Source organism: Nocardioides sp. N13(2025) (assembly GCF_051912545.1).
Taxonomy (GTDB): domain Bacteria; phylum Actinomycetota; class Actinomycetes; order Propionibacteriales; family Nocardioidaceae; genus Nocardioides.
Genome location: NZ_CP196809.1, coordinates 681,032 through 701,013, shown reverse-complemented (window position 1 = coordinate 701,013; position 19,982 = coordinate 681,032). Strand labels below are relative to the sequence as shown.

Below are 19,982 nucleotides of genomic sequence, written 5' to 3'. Positions count from 1 at the left end.
CGATATATCGCGATAGGTCACCGATAGATCACGACCGTCGCGCCCGCCGATCACGAGGAGCACGTCATGGGACACCACTGGCCCGGGGCCGACTGGCCCGGGAGCGACGACAACGGCAACGGCGCGGACGGCGCCCCGAGCAGCAGCCGCAACGACTGGGGACAGTCCTGGTCCGCGGGCGGCCGAGGCCGTCGGGCGAGCGGTCCCCCGCCGTGGCTCGGCGAGATCTTCGGCTTCGCCACCGCGCCCCAGCGGACCCAGCAGCGCGGCCCGAAGGTGCGCCGCGGTGACGTGCGCACGGCGATCATCGACGTCCTGCACCGGGCGCGCACCGCGGAGGAGCCGATCAACGGCTACCAGGTGATCCAGGAGATCTCCGAGCTCAGCCACGGCGAGTGGCGCCCCTCCCCCGGCTCGGTCTACCCGACCATCCAGCAGCTCCAGGACGAGGGCCTCGTCGAGTCCGACGACGAGCGTGGGCGCCGCACCATCCGTCTCACCGACCAGGGCGTCGAGTGGGCCGAGGCCAACAGTGACGACCTCGCCGCCGTGTGGGCTCCCTTCGCCCGCACCGAGCAGCCGGCCAGCGACCAGCCGTCCGGCCAGGCCGACATCAAGAGCGAGATCGGCCAGGTCGTCAGCGCCGTGTGGCAGCTCGCCACCCAGGGCTCCGCGCAGCAGCGGAAGGCCGCCCTCGACGTGCTGGTCGACACTCGTCGCCGCCTCTACGGCATCCTCGCGGACGGACGGGACGGTGAGCGATGAGCACGCCCGACCCGCGCCTCCGCATCTCCGACAGCGATCGTGAGCGCGCGATGGCGGACCTGGCGATGCACTACACCGACGGCCGGCTCGACCACGAGGAGTACGACGAGCGGCTCGACGCGGTCTGGACCGCGCGGACCCGCGCCGACCTGGCCGTGCTGTTCGACGACCTGCCGCGCCCTGCGGTGACCTATCCGCCGGTCCGTCCGGCACCACTGGGCAACCGGCGGGGCTTCCGCCTCCCGCTGCTCCCGGCGCTGGCGCTCCTGATCGTGCTGAGCGTGCTCTTCGAGGCGCCACTGTGGTTGCTGATCTTCCCGTTGATGTTCTTCCGGTCCCGCCACCGTGGCGGCTGTGCCCCGCGCACGCACGCCGACTACCGGCCCGACTACCGCCGGCCGAGGCGTTCGCACGGTTGGTGACCGCACGAGCGGGCTTTCTGGGACCATGAGCCCGTGGGGGAAGGGCCGAGGGTGGTGCAGGCGCGGTGGCGACGGGCCCTGGGCCCGGTCGTCACCGCGCTGGTCGCGCTCGCGCTCGTGCTCGGCGGGAGCTCGCCGGCGTCGGCGCACACCGGGCTCGTCGACACCGACCCCGACGAGGGCGCGGTCGTGGAGACGGCGCCGGAGACCGTCACGCTGACCTTCAGCGAGCCGGTGCTGCTCACCTCGCAGGAGATCGCGGTCCACGACTCCGACGGCGACACGGTCGCCTCGAGCGCGCACACCCGCGACGAGGACGTGCTCGTGGGCCTCGCCGACGCCGCGGACCTGCCGAACGGCACATACGTCGTGTCGTGGAACGTGCTGTCGACCGACGGCCACCCGATCTCGGGCGCCCTGACCTTCTCGGTCGGCGCGCCGAGCACAGCAGTCAGCGCGCCACCCGAGCCGGAGACCTCCTCGGCGGTCGTGACGGTGCTGCGCGACGTCCTCACCATCGTGTCGCTGCTCGGCCTGCTGGTCGCCGCCGGCCTCGCGCTGTTTCTCGCCCTGGTGCTGCCGCGCTCCTGGTCGGGCACCGACGTGCGCGCCCGGCTGCGCCGCCTGCTGGCGTACGCCGCCGCGGCGGGAGCCGCCGGCGCGGTCCTGCTGGTGCCGGTCGCGGCTGTCCACGGCCAGGGCCTCGAGCTGGACAGCGTCCTCTCGGCCTTCGACGTCGGCCTCGTGCGCCACGAGCTGCTGGCCGCCGCGCTCGTGCTTCTCGGGCTGGGCCTTGCCCTGCGGGCGTCGTCGGACGATCCCCCGGACCGGGTCGCCGGATGGCTCCTCTGTGGTGGTGCGCTGGTCGCCCTCGCCGCGCCGTCGCTCGTGGGGCACTCCCGCGCCTTCACCCCGTCGCCGCTCCTCGTCGCGGCCGACGTCCTGCACGTCGTCGCCGGCGCGACCTGGCTCGGAGGGCTCCTCGGCCTGGTGCTCACGATGCGGGCCCTGGCTGGGCGCGAGGTGCTGGCCGCGCAGACGCTCGCCCGCTTCTCCACGCTGGCCGGCGGCGTGCTGCTCGCGGTGGCCGCGAGCGGCACCTTCCTGGCCTGGCGGATCCTCGGGTCGTGGGAGGGCCTGGTCGAGACGTCGTACGGCTGGCTGCTCCTCGCCAAGGTCGCGATCGCGCTGGTGGTGGCCGGCATCGGCGGCTGGAACCGTTGGCGCGTCCTGCCCGCGGTCCGGGCGGCGGCCGGGTTCGACGACCGCGCGCGGGCGGCCGCCACGGTGACCCGCACGGTGCGCGTCGAGGCCGTCCTCCTGGTCGTGCTCCTCGGGGTCACCGGCGTCCTCGTCAACCAGTCCCCCCGTCCCGCGTCCGTCTCCGGCCCGGCGGGGTCGACCGGCGTCGACGTCGCGCCGACCGGGTGAAGGCCCTCCGCCTGCTCGACGAGGTGGTCCAGACACCCGCTCGCACCGCCGTGGATCCTTGACTCCGCCATCCCTCCGGCGCAGCATCGAACGAGGCCGAGGACGACGATTCTCACGCTGGATGGGCATGTGCCGGGCGCCCAGGGGGCGCACACAACCAGCCTCTGGGAGGGGTCATGTCCCGACGTCGCAGCATCGCCCTGGTCGCAGCTCTCGCCCTCACGCTCGGGGTGCCGGGCTCCGGCGTCTGGGCAGCGGGGAAGTCAGCGCCCGCCGCACCCGAGGTCACCGTCCTCGACAGCTCAGCGCTGTCCGGCCAGGGCTCGGGGAGCACCATCGGCCCGGACGGCGCCCTCTACGTCACCAACGGCATCGACGGCACGCTCGTGCGGATCCACCCGAGGACCGGGGCCGCCACCGTGGTCGGCAGCGGTCTGCCGCCCAGGGTGGTCGACATCGGGGCGGCGATGGACGTCGCGTTCCTCGGCGACCGGGCCTACGTCCTGGTCACGCTCGCTGGAGCCGACGTCGGCGGCGGCAAGAAGACCGTGACCGGTATCTACCGCCAGCGTCGCGACGGCACGTTCTCGGTGTTCGCCGACCTGGGCAGGTGGTCGGCCAAGCACCCGCCGAAGGACCCTGACTGGTTCGTCCCCTCGGGCGTGCAGTACTCGATGGAGGTCTGGCGGCGCGGGTTCGTCGTGACCGACGCGCACCTCGGGCGCCTGATCCGCGTGGACCGTCGGGGCCGGATCAGCGAGCTCGTGGCGTTCCCCACCACCAACGCGGTGCCGCTCGGCCTCGAGGTCGCCGACCGTCGGTTGTACGTCAGCATGGCCGGCCCGATCCCGCACGTCCCGTCGGACTCGCACGTCGGAGTGGTGCGGCGTGACGGGTCGGTGAAGGTGGTGGCCGGGTGGGGCGCCGACTACACGGGCAACCGCGGCCTCCTCCTCGACGTCGAGCAGGGCCGGCGGGATCGCCTCTACGGCCTCCTGCAGGGCTACTGGAACCTCGAGCCGACCCCGGAGAACGAGGGCTTCCCCGCCGCGCCGCGGACCGGTGAGATCGTGCTCGTCCGCCCCGACGGCACGTTCACGACGGTCGTACGACGCCTCGACCGGCCGACGTCGTTCGAGCTCGTCGGCCGCACGGCGTACGTCGTCACCTTCACCGGGAAGGTCCTGCGGATCGACGGCATGTGAGCAGCGCGCGCAGCCTCAGAGCTGGCTCTGCACCCCGTTGAGGAGCTGGCGTGCCATCACGATCCGCTGGACCTGGTTGGTGCCCTCGTAGATCTGGGTGATCTTGGCGTCGCGCATCATCCGCTCGACCGGGTAGTCGCGGGTGTACCCGTAGCCGCCGAGCACCTGCACGGCGTTGACGGTGACCTCCATGGCGACGTCGGAGGCGAAGCACTTCGCCGCGGCACCGAAGAAGGTGAGGTCGTCGTCACCGCGCTCGGAGCGGCCGGCGGCGGCGTACGTCATCTGGCGGGCCGCCTCGACCTTCATGCCCATGTCGGCGAGCATGAACTGCAGTCCCTGGAAGTCGGCGATCGACTTGCCGAACTGCTGGCGCTCCTTGGCGTAGTCGAGGGCGTAGTCGAGGGCGCCCTGCGCGACACCGACGGCCTGCGCGGCGATGGTGACGCGGGTGTGGTCGAGGGTCTTCATCGCGGTGGCGAAGCCGGTGCCCTCCTCGCCGATCATGCGGCTCGAGGGAATGCGGACCTTGTCGAAGTAGACCTCGCGCGTCGGGGAGCCCTTGATGCCGAGCTTCTTCTCCGGGGCGCCGAAGGAGACGCCCTCGTCGGACTTCTCGACCACGAACGCCGAGATCCCGCCGCGGGTCTTCTTCTCGGCGTCGGTGACGGCCATGACGGTGTAGAACTCCGACTCACCGGCGTTGGTGATCCAGCGCTTCACGCCGTCGATGACCCACTCGTCGCCGTCGCGGACGGCGCGGGTCTTCATGCCGCCGGCGTCGGAGCCGGCGTCGGGCTCGGACAGGCAGTAGGAGAAGCCGCCCTCCCCCTTGGCGAGCCTGGTGAGGTAGGTCTGCTTGAGCTCCTCCGAGCCGGAGATCATCACCGGGAGCGAGCCCAGCTTGTTGACCGCCGGGATCAGCGAGGACGACACGCACGCGCGGGCGACCTCCTCGATCACGAGCACGGTGGCGAGCGCGTCCGCGCCCGCGCCGCCGTACTGCTCGGGCACGTGCGGGGCGTGGAAGTCGGACGCGAGCAGCGCGGCGGCGGCCTCGCGCGGGTAGCGCGCCTCCTCGTCGACGGCGGCCGCGAAGGGCGCTATCTTCGCGTCGGCGACGGCGCGGACCGCCTCGCGGATGGCCTGGTGCTCCTCGGAGAGGGCGTAGAGGGGGAACTCGCTCATGGCCCGAATTGTAGGACGTCCACGCTTTCTGGAGGAGGCGTCTACGGTGTGGTCATGGCCACGTCGAACCACCACTCCTGGCAGGATCCCGCGACCATCGACCGGATGCTCGACGCCGACACCTGGGCCGTGGTCGGGCTCGCCGACCACCCGCAGCGCACGGCGTACACGATCGCCGAGCTCCTCCAGGAGCGCGGCAAGAAGATCGTGCCGGTCCACCCGGTGTTCGCGGAACCCGACGCCCCGACCGTGCTCGGCGAGAAGGGTTACCCCGCGCTCGCCGACATCCCCTTCGCGGTCGACGTGGTCGACGTCTTCCGCCGGTCCGAGGCGGCCGGCGAGTTCGCCGACCAGGCCGTCGAGATCGGGGCGCGCGGCGTCTGGTTCCAGCTGGGGGTCGTCGACGCGGCGGCCTTCGAGCGCGCGACGGCGGCGGGAGTGCCCATGGTGATGGACGCCTGTCCCGCCATCGAGTGGAGCCGGCGCCGCCGCTGAGCCGGGGCCCAGGTCACTGCAGGCTGATCTCTGCCTCGCTCATGCTGATGCCCAGCTGGCGCAGGCACTCCTCGAGCACCCACTGCACGTCGAGGGTGTCGGCCAGCGGCATCACCGGGCTCTCCACCAGCCCCGCGGCCAGGCAGCGCTGCACCTCCTCGGCCTGGTGGGCGTAGCCGCGTCCCGTCGGGGGCAGCTCGATGTGCTCCGGCTCCTCGCCGTTGCGTCGTACGACGATGCGGCTGGGGTGGTGGAACGGCGGCTCGACCTCGATCGACCCGCGGTCGCCCAGGACGAGCGCCCGTCCCGGCGTCGCGCTGGCGAGCGAGCAGGTCAGCGACGCCGCCCGCCCGTCGTCGTACGACAGCAGGATGGCCGCGGACGCGTCGGCGCCGTTGGGGTACGTCGTGCCGGTGGCCGTGACGCGGTCGGGCCGGCCGAGGAGGTGCTGGGCGAACGAGACCGGGTAGACGCCGAGGTCGAGGACGGAGCCACCGCCGAGGGCGAGGTCGAAGAGCCGGCTCGCGGGGTCGTAGGGGCGGTAGGCGCCGAAGTCGGCCTGGACGACGAGCAGGTCGCCGATCTCGCCGGCCGACACCAGCTCGCGGGCCCGCCCGACGGCCGGCTGGAACCGGGTCCACATGGCCTCCATGCAGAAGACCCCCGCCGCCCGCGCCGCGTCGACGACCTCCTGCGCCCCGGCGAGGGTCGCGGTGAACGCCTTCTCCACGAGCAGCGGGGTGCCACCCTCGATCGCGGCCAGCGCGAGCGCGTGGTGCTGCGGGTGCGGGGTCGCGACGTAGACGACGTCGACCTCCCCGCGCCGACCGGCGGCGAGCAGGTCGGCGTAGGTGCCGGACGCAGCCGCGCCGAAGCGCCCGGCGAAGTCGGCGGCCGAGTCGGGCGACCGGCTGCCGACGAAGGCGAGCTCGGCGCCGGGCACCAGGGCCAGGTCGGAGGCGAAGGCAGCGGCCATGCCGCCGGTCGCGGCGATCCCCCAGCGTGTCGTCATCCCGACAACCTAGTTGGTGGGCGTCACGGCCACACCCGGTCGACGACGTGGGCCGCGATCGCGAGGCTGGACGTCGCGCCCGGCGACGGCGCGTTGCGCACGCAGGTCACGCCGTCGGCGTGGGTGATCCGGAAGTCGTCGACGAGGCTGCCGTCGCGGTCGACGGCCTGCGCCCGCACGCCGCTGCCGGCCCGGTGGACGTCGGCGACACCGATCTCGGGGACGTAGCGCGACGCCGAGCGCATGAAGGCGCGCTGCGAGAGCGAGCCGACGACCTCCTCGACGCCCGTACGCCAGTGGGCTCGCGCCAGCCGCCACGAGCCCGGCCACGCGAGCACGTCGCGCAGGTCGCGCGCGGAGACGTCGCGGCGGCGATAGCCCTCGCGGCGCGTGGCCAGCACCGCGTTGGGCCCGACATCGAGCTCGCCGGAGACCCGACGGGTGAAGTGGACGCCGAGGAACGGGTAGCGCGGGTCCGGGACGGGGTAGACCATCCCCCGCACCAGGTCGCGCTTGGCCGCGCTGACGCCGAGGTACTCCCCACGGAACGGCAGGATCGCCGGGCTCCGCTCGCCGTCGACGAGCGCGGAGACGCGGTCTGCCTGGAGCCCCGCCGCCACGACGACCCGGTCGAAGCGCAGCGGCTCCGGGGCCCCCGCGACCTGAACCGCGAGGCCGACGGCCTGGCGTCGGAGGTCGACCACCCGGGCGCCGAGCCGCACCTCGCCGCCGGCGGCGACGACGTCCCCGGCCAGGGCGTCCGTGATCGCGGCGTAGTCGGTGATCGCCGTCTCCGGGGAGTGCAGGGCGGCGAGCCCGCGGGCGTGCGGCTCGACCTCACGGATCTCCTCGGGGGCAAGCCGCCTCAGGCCGGGGACCCTGTTGTCGGTCGCCGTCCGTTCGAGGGCGTCGAAGCGCCCCCTCTCGTCGGGGTCCACGGCCACGACGAGCTTGCCGCAGGCGTCGTACGCGATCGCGTGCTCGGCGCAGAACTCCCGCAGCAGCGCGCGCCCGCGCGAGCAGAGGTCGGCCTTGAGGCTGCCCGGGCGGTAGTAGATGCCGGCGTGCACGACGCCGGAGCTGTGGCCGGTCTGGTGGGCGGCGAGGCGGTCCTCCTTCTCCAGCACCACGACCTCGGTGCCCGGTCGCCGGCGCACGACCTCGCGCGCGATCGCGACGCCGAGGATGCCCCCGCCGACGACGCCCACCCGCTGCTCTGCCACGTCGCAGACGGTCGCGGCTCGCCGCCCGCGACGTCAAGCCACCGCCAGGTCAGCCGCGCGAGAGAATGGCGCGGTGCGAGACCTCCACGTCCCTGCCGGGCCCGGGCTGCCCGAGGGACTGGTCGTGCCCGCGGTCGAGCTGGTCGAGCGGTTCTCCAGGTCCCCGGGACCCGGCGGCCAGTCGGTCAACACCACCGACTCCCGGGTCGAGCTGGAGTACGACGTGCGCGCGTCGACCGTCCTCACCGCGGGTCAACGAGCCCGCGCGCTGCGACGGTGGCCGTCGGGCCGCGTGTCGATCGCCGCCTCCGAGCACCGCTCGCAGCACCGCAACCGCGTCGCCGCGCGCGAACGGCTGGCCGAGCTGCTGCGCGAGACGCTCGCGCCGCCGCCGCCACCGCGCCGGGCGACGAAGCCGACGCGCGGCTCGAAGGAGCGGCGGCTGAAGGCGAAGAAGGAGCGCGGCCGGACCAAGGCGCTGCGTGGTCGGGTGAGCGACTAGGTCGAAGCCCCATCGGTCGGGCTAGAAGCCGACCCGCCGGGTGCTGCCGGCGGCCGCCTGGCGTACGACGTCGCCCTTGGCGTGGGCGGTCTCGGCGAGCGACGCCTGGTAGTCGACGAGGCGCTCCTGGAGCTCGGGGTCGCTGGTCGCGAGGATCCGCGCGGCGAGGAGGCCGGCGTTCTTGGCGTTGCCGATCGCGACGGTGGCCACGGGGATCCCGCCCGGCATCTGCACGATGGAGAGCAGAGAGTCCATGCCGTCGAGGTACTTCAGCGGGACCGGGACGCCGATCACGGGCAGCGGCGTGACCGACGCCAGCATGCCGGGCAGGTGCGCCGCTCCCCCGGCCCCGGCGATGACCACCGACAGGCCGCGGGTGTGGGCCTGCTGGCCCCACGCGATCATCTCGGTCGGCATCCGGTGGGCGGAGACCACGTCGGCCTCCCAGGCGACGCCGAGCTCGGTGAGGATCTCGCCGGCGGCCTGCATGACGGGCCAGTCGGAGTCCGACCCCATCACGATGCCGACCTTCACGGGGACGTCCTGCGTCTCGGTCATCTCGTGCCTTCCTATTCGCTCTCGTTGCCGAGGTCGCCGCGGAACCACGCGGCGGCGTGCCGGGCGCGCTCGAGGCAGTCGTCGAGATCGTCGCCGTAGGCGTTGACGTGCCCGACCTTGCGTCCGGGGCGGAGGTCCTTGCCGTAGAAGTGCACCCGCAGGTGCGGGTCGCGGGCCATCGCGTGCGGCAGGCCGTCGTAGAGCCGCCCGCTGTCGGTGGGTCCGCCGAGGATGTTGACCATCACGGTCCAGCGACTGCGTGGGGCCGGCGAACCCAGCGGGAGGTCCATGACGGCGCGCAGATGATTCTCGAACTGGGACGTCACGGCGCCGTCCTGGGTCCAGTGGCCGGTGTTGTGGGGGCGCATCGCCAGCTCGTTGACCAGGACCCGGCCGTCGGTCGTCTCGAAGAGCTCGACGGCGAGGATGCCCGTGACGTCGAGCGCACCGGCGATGCGCAGCGCGATCTGCTGCGCCTGACCGGCGAGGGCGGGCGAGAGGTCCGGGGCGGGGGCGACGACCTCGCTGCAGATGCCGTCGACCTGGGTCGAGGCCACGATCGGGTAGGACGCGGCCTGCCCGCTGGGGGCGCGGGCGACGAGGGCGGAGAGCTCGCGGCGGAAGTCGACCAGCTCCTCGGCCAGGACCTGCACACCGGCGGCCTCGGCAGCGTCGAACGCGACCTGCGCCTCGTCGAGGGCGCGCACCACCCAGACGCCCTTGCCGTCGTAGCCGCCTCGGGTCGTCTTGAGGACGCACGGCAGCCCGAAGGCCTCGACGTCGGCGACCGTGGTGACGACGGCGTTGCGGGGGCACGGCACGTCGAGCTCGGCGAGCCGGCGACGCATCACCGCCTTGTCCTGTGCGTGCACGAGGGCGCCCGGCCCGGGTCGTACGGCGATCCCGTCGGTCTCGAGCGCGTGCAGGTGCTCCGTCGGGACGTGCTCGTGGTCGAAGGTGACCACGCTCGTGCCCTCGGTGACCCGGCGCAGCGTCGGCAGGTCGGTGTAGTCGCCGACCAGCTGGTCGGGGATGACCTGGGCGGCGGAGACGCCCTCGGCCTCGGCCAGGAGGCGGAGCGGCAGGCCCAGGGCGATCGCGGGTTGGGCCATCATCCGGGCCAGCTGGCCGCCCCCGATGACGGCGAGCCTGGGAGCGCGGTGGGAACCGGTCGAGGACACGTCGGGGAGCCTATAGAAGGCGGCAACGGTCCCGGAGCCCGGCTCAGCTGGCGACCGGCTGTGCGACCTCGAAGCGCAGGCCACGGCCCCGGTGGGTCGTGATCAGGGTGGGGCGGCGCGGGTCGTCGTCGAGCTTGCGACGCAGCCACCCGAGGTGCACGTCGATCGTCTTGGAGTTGGTGTAGAACGACGTCTGCCACACGTCGGCCATCAGCTCGCCGCGGGTGACGATGTCACCGGGGCGCGCCATCAGCGCATGCAGGAGCTGGAACTCCTTCCGCGAGAGCTTGAGCTCGCGTTCGCCCCGCCACACCCGTCGGGTGGTCGGGTCCAGTCGCACGTCTTGCACAGCCAACACGCTGCGAAGGTAGGGACGCAGCGCCGCGCGGGTGGCCCTTTTGGGTGAGAATTGGACGAGTGGTCTGGTCCACCTCAGGGCCGCCTCCGACGTGACGGCGACCGTCAGCGCCGTCGTACGGCCACCGGCTCGACCAGGCCGAAGCCCCGCACGGGCCGCGCCGGCAGCCTTCGGGCCTCCCACTCGTCGGCCGGGAGCAGGTCGGCGGTGTTCTGGTCGACGATGAGCCGGTTGCGGCGCGCGACCTGGGTCAGCCGGGCGGCCATGTTGACCGGCGGGCCGAAGATGTCGCCGAGGCGCTGGATCACGGGTCCGCTGGCCAGGCCGAGTCGCACGTCGGGCATCTTGGAGTCGCGTCCGATGACGTTGATGATCCCCTCCGCGACCGCCACGCCGTCCTCGGCGCCTCCGGTCACGAAGAGCACCGAGTCGCCGAGGCTCTTGATGATCCGGCCGGCGTAGCGCGCGACCACGTCCTGGCAGCGGCTCTCGAAGACCTCGACGAGGTCGCCGATCTCCTCCCGGTCGAGGGTGTTGGACAGCGCGGTGAAGGACACCAGGTCGGCGAAGCCGACGGTCACGTCGATGGTGTGCAGGTCCTCGTCCTTGGCGCCCATCGCCTCGATCCGGCCGACGGCCGCGGCGAGGTGGCGACGCCACGCGTAGACCAGCAGGCGCTCGAAGGGCGGGTTGACCTCGTTGACCAGGCGCATGGCGGAGCCGACTCGGGACCCGGTGGCCTCCTCGCCGGCCTCCATCTCCTCGACCCGGCTGACGAGGGTGGAGACCTCCCAGTCGGCGAGCCGGGCCATGGTCTGGCCGACGCCGCGGGTGAGATTGACGGCCATGTCGAAGTCGACGGCACCGGTGTCGACGAAGCTCATCAGGGTGGCGACGGCCTCGACGTCGGCCGCGGTGTAGGCCCTCTCGCCGACGAACTCGGGGAAGCCGAGCGCGCGCCAGAGCCGACGGGTCTGGTCGATCGTCAAGCCGGTCTCGGCGGCCACCTCGAGCGCGTTGAACTCGGGCTTGCTGCGCAGGATCGCGTCGTCGAGCTGCTCCCCCGGCGGTCGGTCCCGGGGGGTGCGGTCAGGTGCCATCGTCGCGGCGGTCGCCCCCGGACAGGCGATGGAGCTCGTGGGAGACCTGCAGCTGGACCTGCTCCACGTCGGGGATGTCGTAGAGCTCGACGCGGCCGTCGGTGCTGGCGTCGGAGACCACGAGCGTGCCGCAGCCGAAGATCCGGTCGATCACGCCGATCTCGAAGTCGACGCCGCTGATCCGGTTGAGCGGGATCGTCCGGCCCTCCTTGGCGATGAAGCCGGAGCGCTTGATGAAGCGGCGGTTGGTGAACGTGTAGGTGGTCGTCAGCCACCGCAGGAACGGTCCCACCACGAACCAGACCACCACGGCCAGGAACAGCACCCAGACCGCGATCGTGACGGCCGAGCTGTCCACGAGGCCGCCGACGAACAACGCGAGGGCCAGCGCCACGAGCACCCCGAGCCCCGGGAGGATCAGCGCCTTGGCGTGCGTCCGCGTGGAGACGACGACGTGCTCACCCTCGTTGAGGAGCTTGCTCGGAAAGGCCACGCGCCGATCATGACACTAGGCAGGTCGCACGTGCACCACGTCTCCGGCCGCCACGGTGAACGTGCCGTCGTCGGTCCCGACCACCAGCGCGCCGGTCGCGTCGATGTCGAGGGCCTCGCCGCGGCGTACGTCCCCTGCCGGCAGGTGGACGTCAACGGTGCGGCCCAGCGTGACGCACACGTCGGCGTACGCCCGGCGCAACGCCTCGGTGTCGTCGAGCAGGCCCTGCAGGCCGTGCAGCGACCCGAGCACCTGGCCCAGCAGCCCGGTGCGCTCGACCGGCTCGCCCGTCTCCAGCGCGACCGAGGTGGCGAGCGCGACCGGCAGCTCGTCGAGGGTCTGGTCGACGTTGATGCCCACGCCGACCACGGCCATCGGGCCGCCCTCGGCCTCGATCCGCTCGACGAGGATGCCGGCCACCTTGCGTCCCGCTCCCAGCGCCCCGCCGTCGACGAGCACGTCGTTGGGCCACTTGAGGGCGATGTCGGGCAGCCGGTCGGCCAGCGCGGCCTGGACGGCGTAGCCGGTGAGCAGCGGCAGCCACGACCACGAGGCGGCCGGCACGTCCGGACGCAGCAGCACCGAGAAGGTCAGCGACGAGCGCGGCGGCGTCTCCCACACCCGGTCCAGCCGGCCGCGGCCCGCGGTCTGGTGCTCGGTGACCAGCACCAGGCCCGGCTCCTCACCCGCCCGGGCACGCTCGGCGACGGCGGCGTTGGTGGAGGGCGTCTCCTCCTCGACCTCGATCCGCCAGCCCGTCGGCGCGACCAGCCGCGAGAGGTCGAGGGGTGGGCGCGGTGCGGGCGTCTCCGTCATGGGCACTAGATTGCCCCAAGGACTGCCCCAGAGGAGCGCCGCGTGGGGCAGCTGTTTCCGTGCAACCGACCAGGAGGCCACCGCGTGAGTGCACAGCCGGGCGAGGGAACCGAGGTTCCCGCCGAGATCGACGTCCACACCACCGCCGGAAAGCTGGCCGACCTGGAGCGACGCCTCGACGAGGCCGTGCACGCCGGGTCGAACAAGGCGATCGAGAAGCAGCACGCCAAGGGCCGCAAGACGGCCCGCGAGCGCATCGAGATGCTCTTCGACGAGGGCACCTTCGTCGAGCTCGACGAGCTCGCCCGGCACCGCTCGACGGCGTTCGGGCTCGAGAAGAACCGCCCCTACGGCGACGGTGTGGTCACCGGCTACGGCGAGGTCAACGGCCGCATGGTGTGCGTGTTCAGCCAGGACTTCACCGTCTTCGGCGGTTCGCTCGGCGAGGTCTACGGCGAGAAGATCACCAAGGTCATGGACCTCGCGATGAAGACCGGCTGCCCCATCATCGGCATCAACGAGGGCGCCGGCGCCCGCATCCAGGAGGGCGTCGTCTCCCTGGGGCTGTACGGCGAGATCTTCCGCCGCAACGTGCACGCCTCGGGCGTCATCCCGCAGATCAGCCTGATCATGGGCAACTGCGCCGGCGGCCACGTCTACTCCCCCGCGGTCACCGACTTCACCGTGATGGTCGACCAGACCTCGGCGATGTTCATCACCGGCCCCGACGTCATCAAGACCGTCACCGGCGAGGACGTCACGATGGAGGACCTCGGCGGCGCGCGCACCCACAACACCAAGTCGGGCAACGCCCACTACATGGCCTCCGACGAGGAGGACGCCATCGAGTACGTCAAGGCGATGCTGTCCTTCCTCCCGCAGAACAACCTCGACCCCGCGCCGACCTTCGACGAGGCCCCCGACATGGAGGTCACCGGCACCGACCGGGCGCTGGACCGGATCATCCCGGACGGCGCGAACCAGCCCTACGACATGCACGACGTGATCACCGCCGTGCTCGACGACGAGGACTTCCTCGAGGTCCAGGAGCTCTTCGCCCCCAACATCCTCATCGGCTTCGGCCGCGTCGAGGGCCAGTCGGTCGGCGTGGTGGCCAACCAGCCGATGCAGTTCGCCGGCACCCTCGACATCGACGCATCCGAGAAGGCCGCCCGGTTCGTGCGGTTCTGCGACGCCTTCAACATCCCGGTGCTGACCTTCGTCGACGTCCCCGGCTTCCTGCCCGGCACCGACCAGGAGTGGGACGGCATCATCCGCCGCGGCGCCAAGCTGATCTACGCCTACGCCGAGGCCACCGTCCCGCTGATCACCGTGATCACCCGCAAGGCCTACGGCGGCGCCTACGACGTGATGGGCTCCAAGCACCTCGGCGCCGACATCAACGTCGCCTGGCCCACCGCCCAGATCGCCGTGATGGGCGCGCAGGGCGCCGCCAACATCCTGCACCGCAAGACGCTCAAGAAGGTCGGCGACGAGGGCGGCGACGTCGAGGCCCGGCGCGCCGAGCTGATCGACGAGTACGAGACCACGCTCGCCAACCCCTACATCGCCGCCGAGCGGGGCTACATCGACGCCGTGATCATGCCCCACGAGACCCGCGTCGAGGTCGTCCGCGCCCTGCGGCTGCTCCGCACGAAGCGGGAGACGCTCCCGCCCAAGAAGCACGGGAACATCCCGCTGTGATCAAGCGACTCGGGAATCGCGACGAAGGAGCGAGACCCGAACGGAGACGAGGTTGAGCAAGCGGCCTCGGCTCAGCCTGCGAAGCCGAGCCCGCGCGTCGAGACCCACGAGGTGAGCCCATGAGTACAGACCACGAGACGACCGATCAGCAGCCCCTGCTCCGGGTCGTCAACGCCGACGCCACGCCCGAGGAGGTCGCCGCCCTGGTGGCGGTGTTCTCCGCGCTCGGGTCCGCGGGCGGCCCGCCGCCGGCCAAGCCACGCCCGTCGTGGAACCTGCCCGCCCGCGGCGTACGCCAGACGCACCGCTGGGGCCCCGGCGCCTGGCGGGCCAGCGGCCTGCCCCACTGAAACCCGGAGGACGCCTGTCAGGACCCGCGGCTAGGGTCGCCCCCGTGACCGAACCCACCCCGCACGAGCGCCTCATCGACGCCCTCTGCAACGCCTACGTCGACGACTTCTGCGCCCTCGACCCGCTGACCGCCACCTCGATCGGCGTCGCGGGCCACGAGCACGAGATGACCGACTACTCCCCCGCCGGTTTCGACGCGCGCGACACGCTCAACCGGGCGGTGGTGGCGGCCGTCGAGGCGACGGAGCCGGTCGACGACCGCGAGGCGGCGGCCAAGGACGCCTTCCTCGAGCGCACCCGCCTCGAGATCGAGCTGGAGGACGCAGGCGTCCAGCGCTCGCGCATGTCGGTGCTGTGGAGCCCCCTGCACGAGATCCGCGGGGTCTTCGACCTCATGCCGACCGAGGGCGAGGAGGCCGTCGCCGCGATCGCCGCCCGGCTCGCCGCCGTACCCTCCGCTCTCGAGGGACTGCGCGTGACGCTCTCCGACGAGGCACGCAAGGGCAACGTCGTCGCGGCGCGACAGTACGCCGAGGTGGCCGAGCAGGTGCGCCGCTGGACCGGTCAGGCCGGGGGCGCCGGCGACTTCTACCTCGGCCTCGTCGACCGGCTCGAGGTCGAGGACGACAGCGAGCTCCGTGCGCTGGCCGGGGCCGCCAGTGCGGCGACCGCGGCGTTCGGGCTCTTCCTCAGCGACGAGCTCGAGCCGCAGGGCAGGGAGCGCGAGGGTGTCGGCCGCGAGGTCTACGGCCTCGCCAGCCGCTACTTCCTCGGCGCCGAGGTCGACCTCGACGAGACCTACGCGTGGGGCTGGGCCGAGCTGCAGCGCCTGTCCGACCTGATGCACCGCACCGCCGAGCGGATCCTCCCGGGCGCCGACGTCGACGCCGTGGTCGCCCACCTCGACGCCGACCCGGACCGCGTGGTGCACGGGCGCGAGGCCTTCCGCGACTGGATGCAGGAGCTGGCCGACCGCACCGTCGCCGCGATGGTCGACGTGCACTTCGACATCCCCGCACCGATCCGGCGCATCGAGTGCAAGCTGGCGCCCACCAACGACGGCGGCATCTACTACACCGGCCCGTCCGAGGACTTCGAGCGCCCGGGCCGGATGTGGTGGTCGGTGCCCGACGGCATCGACGACTTCCACCCGTGGCGCGAGGTCACCACCGTCTACCACGAGGGCGTCCCGGGGCATCACCTCCAGGTCGCGCAGACCGCCTACCGACGCGACACCCTCAACCGGTGGCAGCGGCTGATGTGCTGGTGCAGCGGCCACGGCGAGGGCTGGGCCCTCTACGCCGAGCGCCTGATGGAGGAGCTCGGCTTCCTCGACGACCCGGCCGACCTGCTCGGCATGCTCGACGGCCAGTCGCTGCGCGCGGCCCGCGTGATCGTCGACATCGGGATGCACCTCGAGCTCGAGATCCCCGAGCACAACCGGCTCGGTCCCGGCGGCACCGCCTTCCACCCCGGCGAGACGTGGACGCCCGAGCTGGGCCTGGAGTTCATGCGCCTGCACTGCCGGATGGACGACGAGGTCATCCAGTTCGAGGTCAAGCGCTACCTCGGCCTGCCCGGCCAGGCGCCGTCCTACAAGGTCGGCGAGCGCATCTGGCTCGACGCCCGCGCCCGCGTGCAGGAGCGGCAGGGCGACGACTTCGACCTCAAGGCCTTCCACCGGGCGGCGCTCGACCTCGGCTCGCTCGGGCTCGACCCGCTGCGTGCGGCGCTGGAGCGCCTGTGACGACGCCCCTGGTGCTGGCCTCGGCCTCCCCCGCACGTCGTACGACCCTGCGCGCGGCAGGCCTGGACCCGATCGTCATCGTGAGCGGGGTCGACGAGTCCCAGCTGGACGGACTGCCACCGGCCGAGCTCGCCCTCCAGCTGGCCGAGCTCAAGTGCGCGGCCGTGGCCGCGCGCGACGACGTGCCTGCCGACGCGCTCGTCCTGGGCTGCGACTCCGTGCTGGAGCTCGACGGCGAGGCCCTCGGCAAGCCGGAGGACGCGGCGGTGGCGAAGCGCCGCTGGCAGGAGATGCGCGGTCGCTCCGGCGTCCTGCACAGCGGCCACTGCCTGCGCGACGTGGCCACCGGCCGGGTCGCGGCCGCCACCGCCTCGACCACGGTCCACTTCGCCGACGTCACCGACGAGGAGATCGACGCCTACGTCGCCACCGGCGAGCCGCTGCACGTCGCGGGAGCGTTCACCATCGACGGCTTCGGCGGCGCCTTCGTCTCCGGGATCGAGGGCGACCACCACAACGTGGTGGGCGTGAGCCTGCCCCTCGTGCGCGAGCTGGTCCTCGAACTCGGGCACGGATGGCCGGAGCTGTGGGCCTGACCCGCTAGCATCCCGGGCGTGGGGAGCGGGTTGCTGGGAAGTGCTCAGGCGCAGCCTGTCGCCGATCCCGACCGCCGTTACGGAGTGCGCGAGGAGCGGCTGCTGACCGGTGCGACCGTGATCACCGCGGTCCGCACCGCGGCGTCCGTCGTGCTGGCTGCCGTCGCCGCACACCAGCAGAGCCTCACGCTCCTGGTCGTGGCCCTCGCCGTCTACTGGGTCGGCGACATGCTCGACGGCTTCTACGCCCGCGTGCGCGACTGCGAGACGCGCATCGGCGCGGTGCTCGACATCATGTGCGACCGGCTCAACGCCGCGGCGTTCTACATCGGGCTCGCCTGGCTGCAGCCCGACCTGTCGCCCGCGATCTTCGTCTACCTCGCCGAGTTCATGGTGGTCGACTGCTTCCTCTCGATCGCCTTCCTGGCGTGGCCGGTCCGAAGCCCCAACTACTTCTTCGTGGTCGACCGGCCGATCTGGCTGTGGAACTGGTCCAAGCCGGCGAAGGCCGTCAACAGCGCGTTGTTCGCCGTGCTCCTGCTGGCCACCGGGTGGATGTGGGTGGGCCTGGCGATCGCGTCGGGGCTGCTCGTGCTCAAGTGCGTCTCGCTGGTGCGCCTCGTCAGGATCGGGATCCCGGTCCCGCGAGAAGCATGATCTGGGTCTACGTCAGCATCTTCGGGGCCTCGGTCGCCTCGGCGCTGCTCCCGCTGATCAACATCGAGGCGATCCTCGCCGTGACGATCTCCCAGCAGGCCGACCACGCCTTCGCCCTGGTCGGCCTGGCGACCGTCGGCCAGATGATCGGCAAGACGCTCTGGTACTGGGGCGCCGTCGAGGTCGAGCGCGCCCCGTGGGTGCGCCGCCAGCTGGAGAAGCCCAAGGCCCAGGCCACCATGGCGCGCTGGCACGAGCGCGCCGAGGGGCGGCCGTGGTTCACCGGCGGCCTCCTCTTCGTCTCGGCGTTCACCGGCTTCCCGCCGTACGCCGTCACGGCAGTGCTCGCGGGCACGCTGCGGGTGAACTTCTGGATCTTCCTCCTCACCGGGCTGCTCGGCCGCGGCCTGCGGTTCTGGCTCGTCGTCGCCGGTGCCAGCACGTTCCTCAGCTGGCTCTGACCCCGGCTGGGCCCGGGCCAACGAGTCGGCGCTGGTCAGCGCTGGTCAGCGCAGCGACGCCATCCCGGCGCCGAGCTCGACGAGGAACGGGTCTGCTCCCAGCCGCTCGCCGACGGCGAAGCCGACGTCCCAGACGAAGTCGAGCCCGCCCGACAGGACCAGCGCGAGCAGGATGACCAGCCCCCAGGGCCGTACGGCGTTGAGGGGCTCGGCGACGGCGCGCGGCAGGAACGGCTCGATCACGCCGTAGCCGTCCAGGCCGGGCAGCGGCAGCAGGTTGAGCACGATCAGCGCCACCTGGATGACCAGGAGGTAGGCCAGCAGCGAGTGCAGCAGGAGGTTGCGGCTCAGCAGCGCGTGCGAGGCCAGGACCGCGGCGAGGACGAGGGCGAAGGCCGCGTTCATCAACGTCCCCGACAGGGAGACCAGGCTCGACCACGCGCGCGAGCGCAGGCGGTGGTCCTCGATGAGCACGGCTCCGCCGGGCAGCGGCAGCGCGCCCATGGCGAGGAAGAGGACGGGCATGCCCACGGAGAGGAGGGGGTGGGCGTACTTGCGGAAGTCGAGCGCCAGGTAGCCCTTGGCGACCACGCTGCGGTCGCCGCCCCAGTAGGCGGTCACCGCGTGCCCGTACTCGTGCAACGTCACCGACAGCACCACCCCGACCAGGACCACGCCCACCGCAACCGCCCGGCCCAGGGGCTCGGCCGTCACGACCTGCATCATGAGCGGGCCGGTCGCCACGCAGAGGGCGACGAAGGTCGCGACCACGCCGTAGAAGACCCACCCCGGCCGGCGCGAGCCCGTGCGCGCCCGCTGCTGCCCACGCTGTCGGGCGACGAGGCGTCGTACGTCGGACGGGCCGAGCTGCTGGTCGGTCGGGAGGCCTTCGACGCACGCCAGGCAGTGGTGTCCGACCGGGGCGTCACGCAAGCAGTCCGGGCAGGCGCTGCGCTCGCACCGGCTGCAGCCGAGGAGGGTCTCGCGCTCGGGGTGGAAGGCGCAGGTCACGGCGGGAGCCTAGGCGTGGGGCGCCCGCGCTGGAGGGTTTTGCCCCACTCCGCGGCGGACCACGCCCGACCCGCCCGCCGGTGAGGCCCCGCCAGCCCGGAGCGGGCGTGCCCGACAATGCTCCGGTGGGTGAGCGCAACTTCCTGGTCGAAGGTGTCTCGGGAACCGGCAAGACGTCGGTGTGCCACGACCTGCGCCGGCGTGGGCACCACGCCGTCAACGGGGACACCGACCTCGCTTACCAAGGCGACCCCGCGACCGGCCTGCCGACGGACACCAGGTCGCACGAGCACCACATCTGGGACGTGGACCGCCTGGCGTCCCTCGTGGCGGACCGGACCCACGCGGTCACCTTCTTCTGCGGAGGCTCGAGGAACTTCGGCAGCTTCCTCGACCTCTTCGACGGCGTCTTCGTCCTCGAGGTCGACCGCTTCACCCTGGAGCAGCGGCTGGACCGGCGCCCGGACGACGAGTGGGGGTCGGCGCCCGACGAGCGCGCCCTCGTGCTCCGGCTCCACCAGACCGGCGAGGACACGCCGACCGGTACGCCGATCGACGCGACCGCCCCCCTCGCCGACGTCGTGGACGAGATCCTGCGGCAGGCCGCGGAGATCGCCGGCGCGAGGTAGGGGCGTCCGCGAGGTGCGCGGTGAGGGTGGCGGCATACGACATCGGCGACGCCCCACCCTGGCGGCGTACGACACCT

General features: G+C 72.5%; 23 protein-coding genes. 13 read left to right on the top strand and 10 right to left on the bottom strand.

Going from position 1 to position 19,982, the window contains the following annotated elements:
- The first annotated feature begins 66 nt into the window (after nucleotides 1-66).
- The 4 genes from ACS3YM_RS03380 (at nucleotide 67) to ACS3YM_RS03365 (ending at nucleotide 3,823) form a co-directional block, all read left to right on the top strand.
- Nucleotides 67-765, top strand: coding sequence for a PadR family transcriptional regulator (locus tag ACS3YM_RS03380; protein ID WP_439938666.1), 699 nt, complete (start codon nucleotides 67-69; stop codon nucleotides 763-765).
- The gene (locus tag ACS3YM_RS03375; protein ID WP_439938665.1) at nucleotides 762-1,187 is read left to right on the top strand and encodes a DUF1707 SHOCT-like domain-containing protein; all 426 of its coding nucleotides are present in this window, start codon (nucleotides 762-764) and stop codon (nucleotides 1,185-1,187) included. The genes ACS3YM_RS03380 and ACS3YM_RS03375 overlap by 4 nt, the downstream gene beginning before the upstream one ends.
- 33 nt (nucleotides 1,188-1,220) lie before the next feature.
- Nucleotides 1,221-2,618, top strand: coding sequence for a copper resistance CopC/CopD family protein (locus ACS3YM_RS03370; RefSeq protein WP_439938664.1), 1,398 nt, complete (start codon nucleotides 1,221-1,223; stop codon nucleotides 2,616-2,618).
- A gap of 176 nt (nucleotides 2,619-2,794) precedes the next feature.
- On the top strand, nucleotides 2,795-3,823 hold the full coding sequence (locus ACS3YM_RS03365; RefSeq protein ID WP_439938663.1) for a hypothetical protein: 1,029 nt from the start codon (nucleotides 2,795-2,797) through the stop codon (nucleotides 3,821-3,823).
- A gap of 15 nt (nucleotides 3,824-3,838) precedes the next feature.
- On the opposite strand, the gene ACS3YM_RS03360 is transcribed toward ACS3YM_RS03365, so the two are convergent.
- Nucleotides 3,839-5,020 (bottom strand): acyl-CoA dehydrogenase family protein, encoded by a 1,182-nt coding sequence (locus ACS3YM_RS03360; RefSeq protein WP_439939825.1) that lies wholly within the window; start codon nucleotides 5,018-5,020, stop codon nucleotides 3,839-3,841.
- 45 nt (nucleotides 5,021-5,065) lie between these two features.
- On the opposite strand from ACS3YM_RS03360, the gene ACS3YM_RS03355 reads away from it, so the two are divergent.
- Nucleotides 5,066-5,506 (top strand): CoA-binding protein, encoded by a 441-nt coding sequence (locus ACS3YM_RS03355; protein ID WP_439938662.1) that lies wholly within the window; start codon nucleotides 5,066-5,068, stop codon nucleotides 5,504-5,506.
- 13 nt (nucleotides 5,507-5,519) lie between these two features.
- Here the strand turns inward: ACS3YM_RS03355 and ACS3YM_RS03350 are convergent, their stop codons facing one another.
- Nucleotides 5,520-6,518 (bottom strand): Gfo/Idh/MocA family protein, encoded by a 999-nt coding sequence (locus ACS3YM_RS03350; protein WP_439938661.1) that lies wholly within the window; start codon nucleotides 6,516-6,518, stop codon nucleotides 5,520-5,522.
- 23 nt (nucleotides 6,519-6,541) lie between these two features.
- Nucleotides 6,542-7,741: an L-2-hydroxyglutarate oxidase gene (gene lhgO / locus ACS3YM_RS03345; RefSeq protein WP_439938660.1), complete on the bottom strand. Its 1,200-nt coding sequence runs from the start codon at nucleotides 7,739-7,741 to the stop codon at nucleotides 6,542-6,544.
- A 73-nt stretch (nucleotides 7,742-7,814) separates the two neighbouring features.
- On the opposite strand from lhgO, the gene arfB reads away from it, so the two are divergent.
- Nucleotides 7,815-8,243 (top strand): alternative ribosome rescue aminoacyl-tRNA hydrolase ArfB, encoded by a 429-nt coding sequence (gene arfB, locus ACS3YM_RS03340; protein ID WP_439938659.1) that lies wholly within the window; start codon nucleotides 7,815-7,817, stop codon nucleotides 8,241-8,243.
- Between the two features lie 21 nt (nucleotides 8,244-8,264).
- Here arfB and purE read toward each other — a convergent pair whose 3' ends face one another.
- The 6 genes from purE to ACS3YM_RS03310 form a co-directional block, all read right to left on the bottom strand.
- Nucleotides 8,265-8,801: a 5-(carboxyamino)imidazole ribonucleotide mutase gene (purE, locus tag ACS3YM_RS03335; protein WP_439938658.1), complete on the bottom strand. Its 537-nt coding sequence runs from the start codon at nucleotides 8,799-8,801 to the stop codon at nucleotides 8,265-8,267.
- Nucleotides 8,802-8,812: 11 nt separating this feature from the next.
- Complete coding sequence (locus ACS3YM_RS03330) at nucleotides 8,813-9,916, bottom strand: 5-(carboxyamino)imidazole ribonucleotide synthase (protein WP_439939824.1); 1,104 nt, start codon at nucleotides 9,914-9,916, stop codon at nucleotides 8,813-8,815.
- Nucleotides 9,917-10,025: 109 nt separating this feature from the next.
- Nucleotides 10,026-10,340, bottom strand: a complete 315-nt coding sequence (locus tag ACS3YM_RS03325; protein WP_439938657.1) for a winged helix-turn-helix domain-containing protein — start codon at nucleotides 10,338-10,340, stop codon at nucleotides 10,026-10,028.
- A 104-nt stretch (nucleotides 10,341-10,444) separates the two neighbouring features.
- Complete coding sequence (locus tag ACS3YM_RS03320) at nucleotides 10,445-11,440, bottom strand: adenylate/guanylate cyclase domain-containing protein (RefSeq protein WP_439938656.1); 996 nt, start codon at nucleotides 11,438-11,440, stop codon at nucleotides 10,445-10,447.
- A complete protein-coding gene (locus ACS3YM_RS03315; RefSeq protein ID WP_439938655.1) occupies nucleotides 11,430-11,933 on the bottom strand; it encodes a PH domain-containing protein in 504 nt (167 codons plus the stop codon). The genes ACS3YM_RS03320 and ACS3YM_RS03315 overlap by 11 nt, the downstream gene beginning before the upstream one ends.
- A gap of 15 nt (nucleotides 11,934-11,948) precedes the next feature.
- A complete protein-coding gene (locus ACS3YM_RS03310; protein ID WP_439938654.1) occupies nucleotides 11,949-12,749 on the bottom strand; it encodes a biotin--[acetyl-CoA-carboxylase] ligase in 801 nt (266 codons plus the stop codon).
- An 84-nt stretch (nucleotides 12,750-12,833) separates the two neighbouring features.
- On the opposite strand from ACS3YM_RS03310, the gene ACS3YM_RS03305 reads away from it, so the two are divergent.
- The 6 genes from ACS3YM_RS03305 (at nucleotide 12,834) to ACS3YM_RS03280 (ending at nucleotide 18,265) form a co-directional block, all read left to right on the top strand.
- Nucleotides 12,834-14,453 carry an acyl-CoA carboxylase subunit beta gene (locus tag ACS3YM_RS03305; RefSeq protein WP_439938653.1) on the top strand — a complete coding sequence of 540 codons (1,620 nt, stop codon included), beginning with the start codon at nucleotides 12,834-12,836 and terminating at the stop codon, nucleotides 14,451-14,453.
- A 119-nt stretch (nucleotides 14,454-14,572) separates the two neighbouring features.
- Complete coding sequence (locus ACS3YM_RS03300; protein ID WP_439938652.1) at nucleotides 14,573-14,803, top strand: acyl-CoA carboxylase subunit epsilon; 231 nt, start codon at nucleotides 14,573-14,575, stop codon at nucleotides 14,801-14,803.
- A gap of 44 nt (nucleotides 14,804-14,847) precedes the next feature.
- Nucleotides 14,848-16,551 (top strand): DUF885 domain-containing protein, encoded by a 1,704-nt coding sequence (locus ACS3YM_RS03295; RefSeq protein ID WP_439938651.1) that lies wholly within the window; start codon nucleotides 14,848-14,850, stop codon nucleotides 16,549-16,551.
- Nucleotides 16,548-17,147 (top strand): Maf family protein, encoded by a 600-nt coding sequence (locus tag ACS3YM_RS03290; protein ID WP_439938650.1) that lies wholly within the window; start codon nucleotides 16,548-16,550, stop codon nucleotides 17,145-17,147. Before ACS3YM_RS03295 ends, ACS3YM_RS03290 begins: the two co-directional genes overlap by 4 nt.
- Before the next feature lie 18 nt (nucleotides 17,148-17,165).
- The gene (locus ACS3YM_RS03285) at nucleotides 17,166-17,804 is read left to right on the top strand and encodes a CDP-alcohol phosphatidyltransferase family protein (protein ID WP_439938649.1); all 639 of its coding nucleotides are present in this window, start codon (nucleotides 17,166-17,168) and stop codon (nucleotides 17,802-17,804) included.
- Nucleotides 17,801-18,265, top strand: coding sequence for a VTT domain-containing protein (locus tag ACS3YM_RS03280; protein WP_439938648.1), 465 nt, complete (start codon nucleotides 17,801-17,803; stop codon nucleotides 18,263-18,265). The genes ACS3YM_RS03285 and ACS3YM_RS03280 overlap by 4 nt, the downstream gene beginning before the upstream one ends.
- 45 nt (nucleotides 18,266-18,310) lie before the next feature.
- Here ACS3YM_RS03280 and ACS3YM_RS03275 read toward each other — a convergent pair whose 3' ends face one another.
- The gene (locus ACS3YM_RS03275; RefSeq protein ID WP_439938647.1) at nucleotides 18,311-19,276 is read right to left on the bottom strand and encodes a site-2 protease family protein; all 966 of its coding nucleotides are present in this window, start codon (nucleotides 19,274-19,276) and stop codon (nucleotides 18,311-18,313) included.
- 125 nt (nucleotides 19,277-19,401) lie between these two features.
- Between ACS3YM_RS03275 and ACS3YM_RS03270 the strand changes: the two genes are divergently transcribed.
- On the top strand, nucleotides 19,402-19,905 hold the full coding sequence (locus ACS3YM_RS03270) for an AAA family ATPase (RefSeq protein ID WP_439938646.1): 504 nt from the start codon (nucleotides 19,402-19,404) through the stop codon (nucleotides 19,903-19,905).
- The last annotated feature ends 77 nt before the right edge of the window (nucleotides 19,906-19,982 follow it).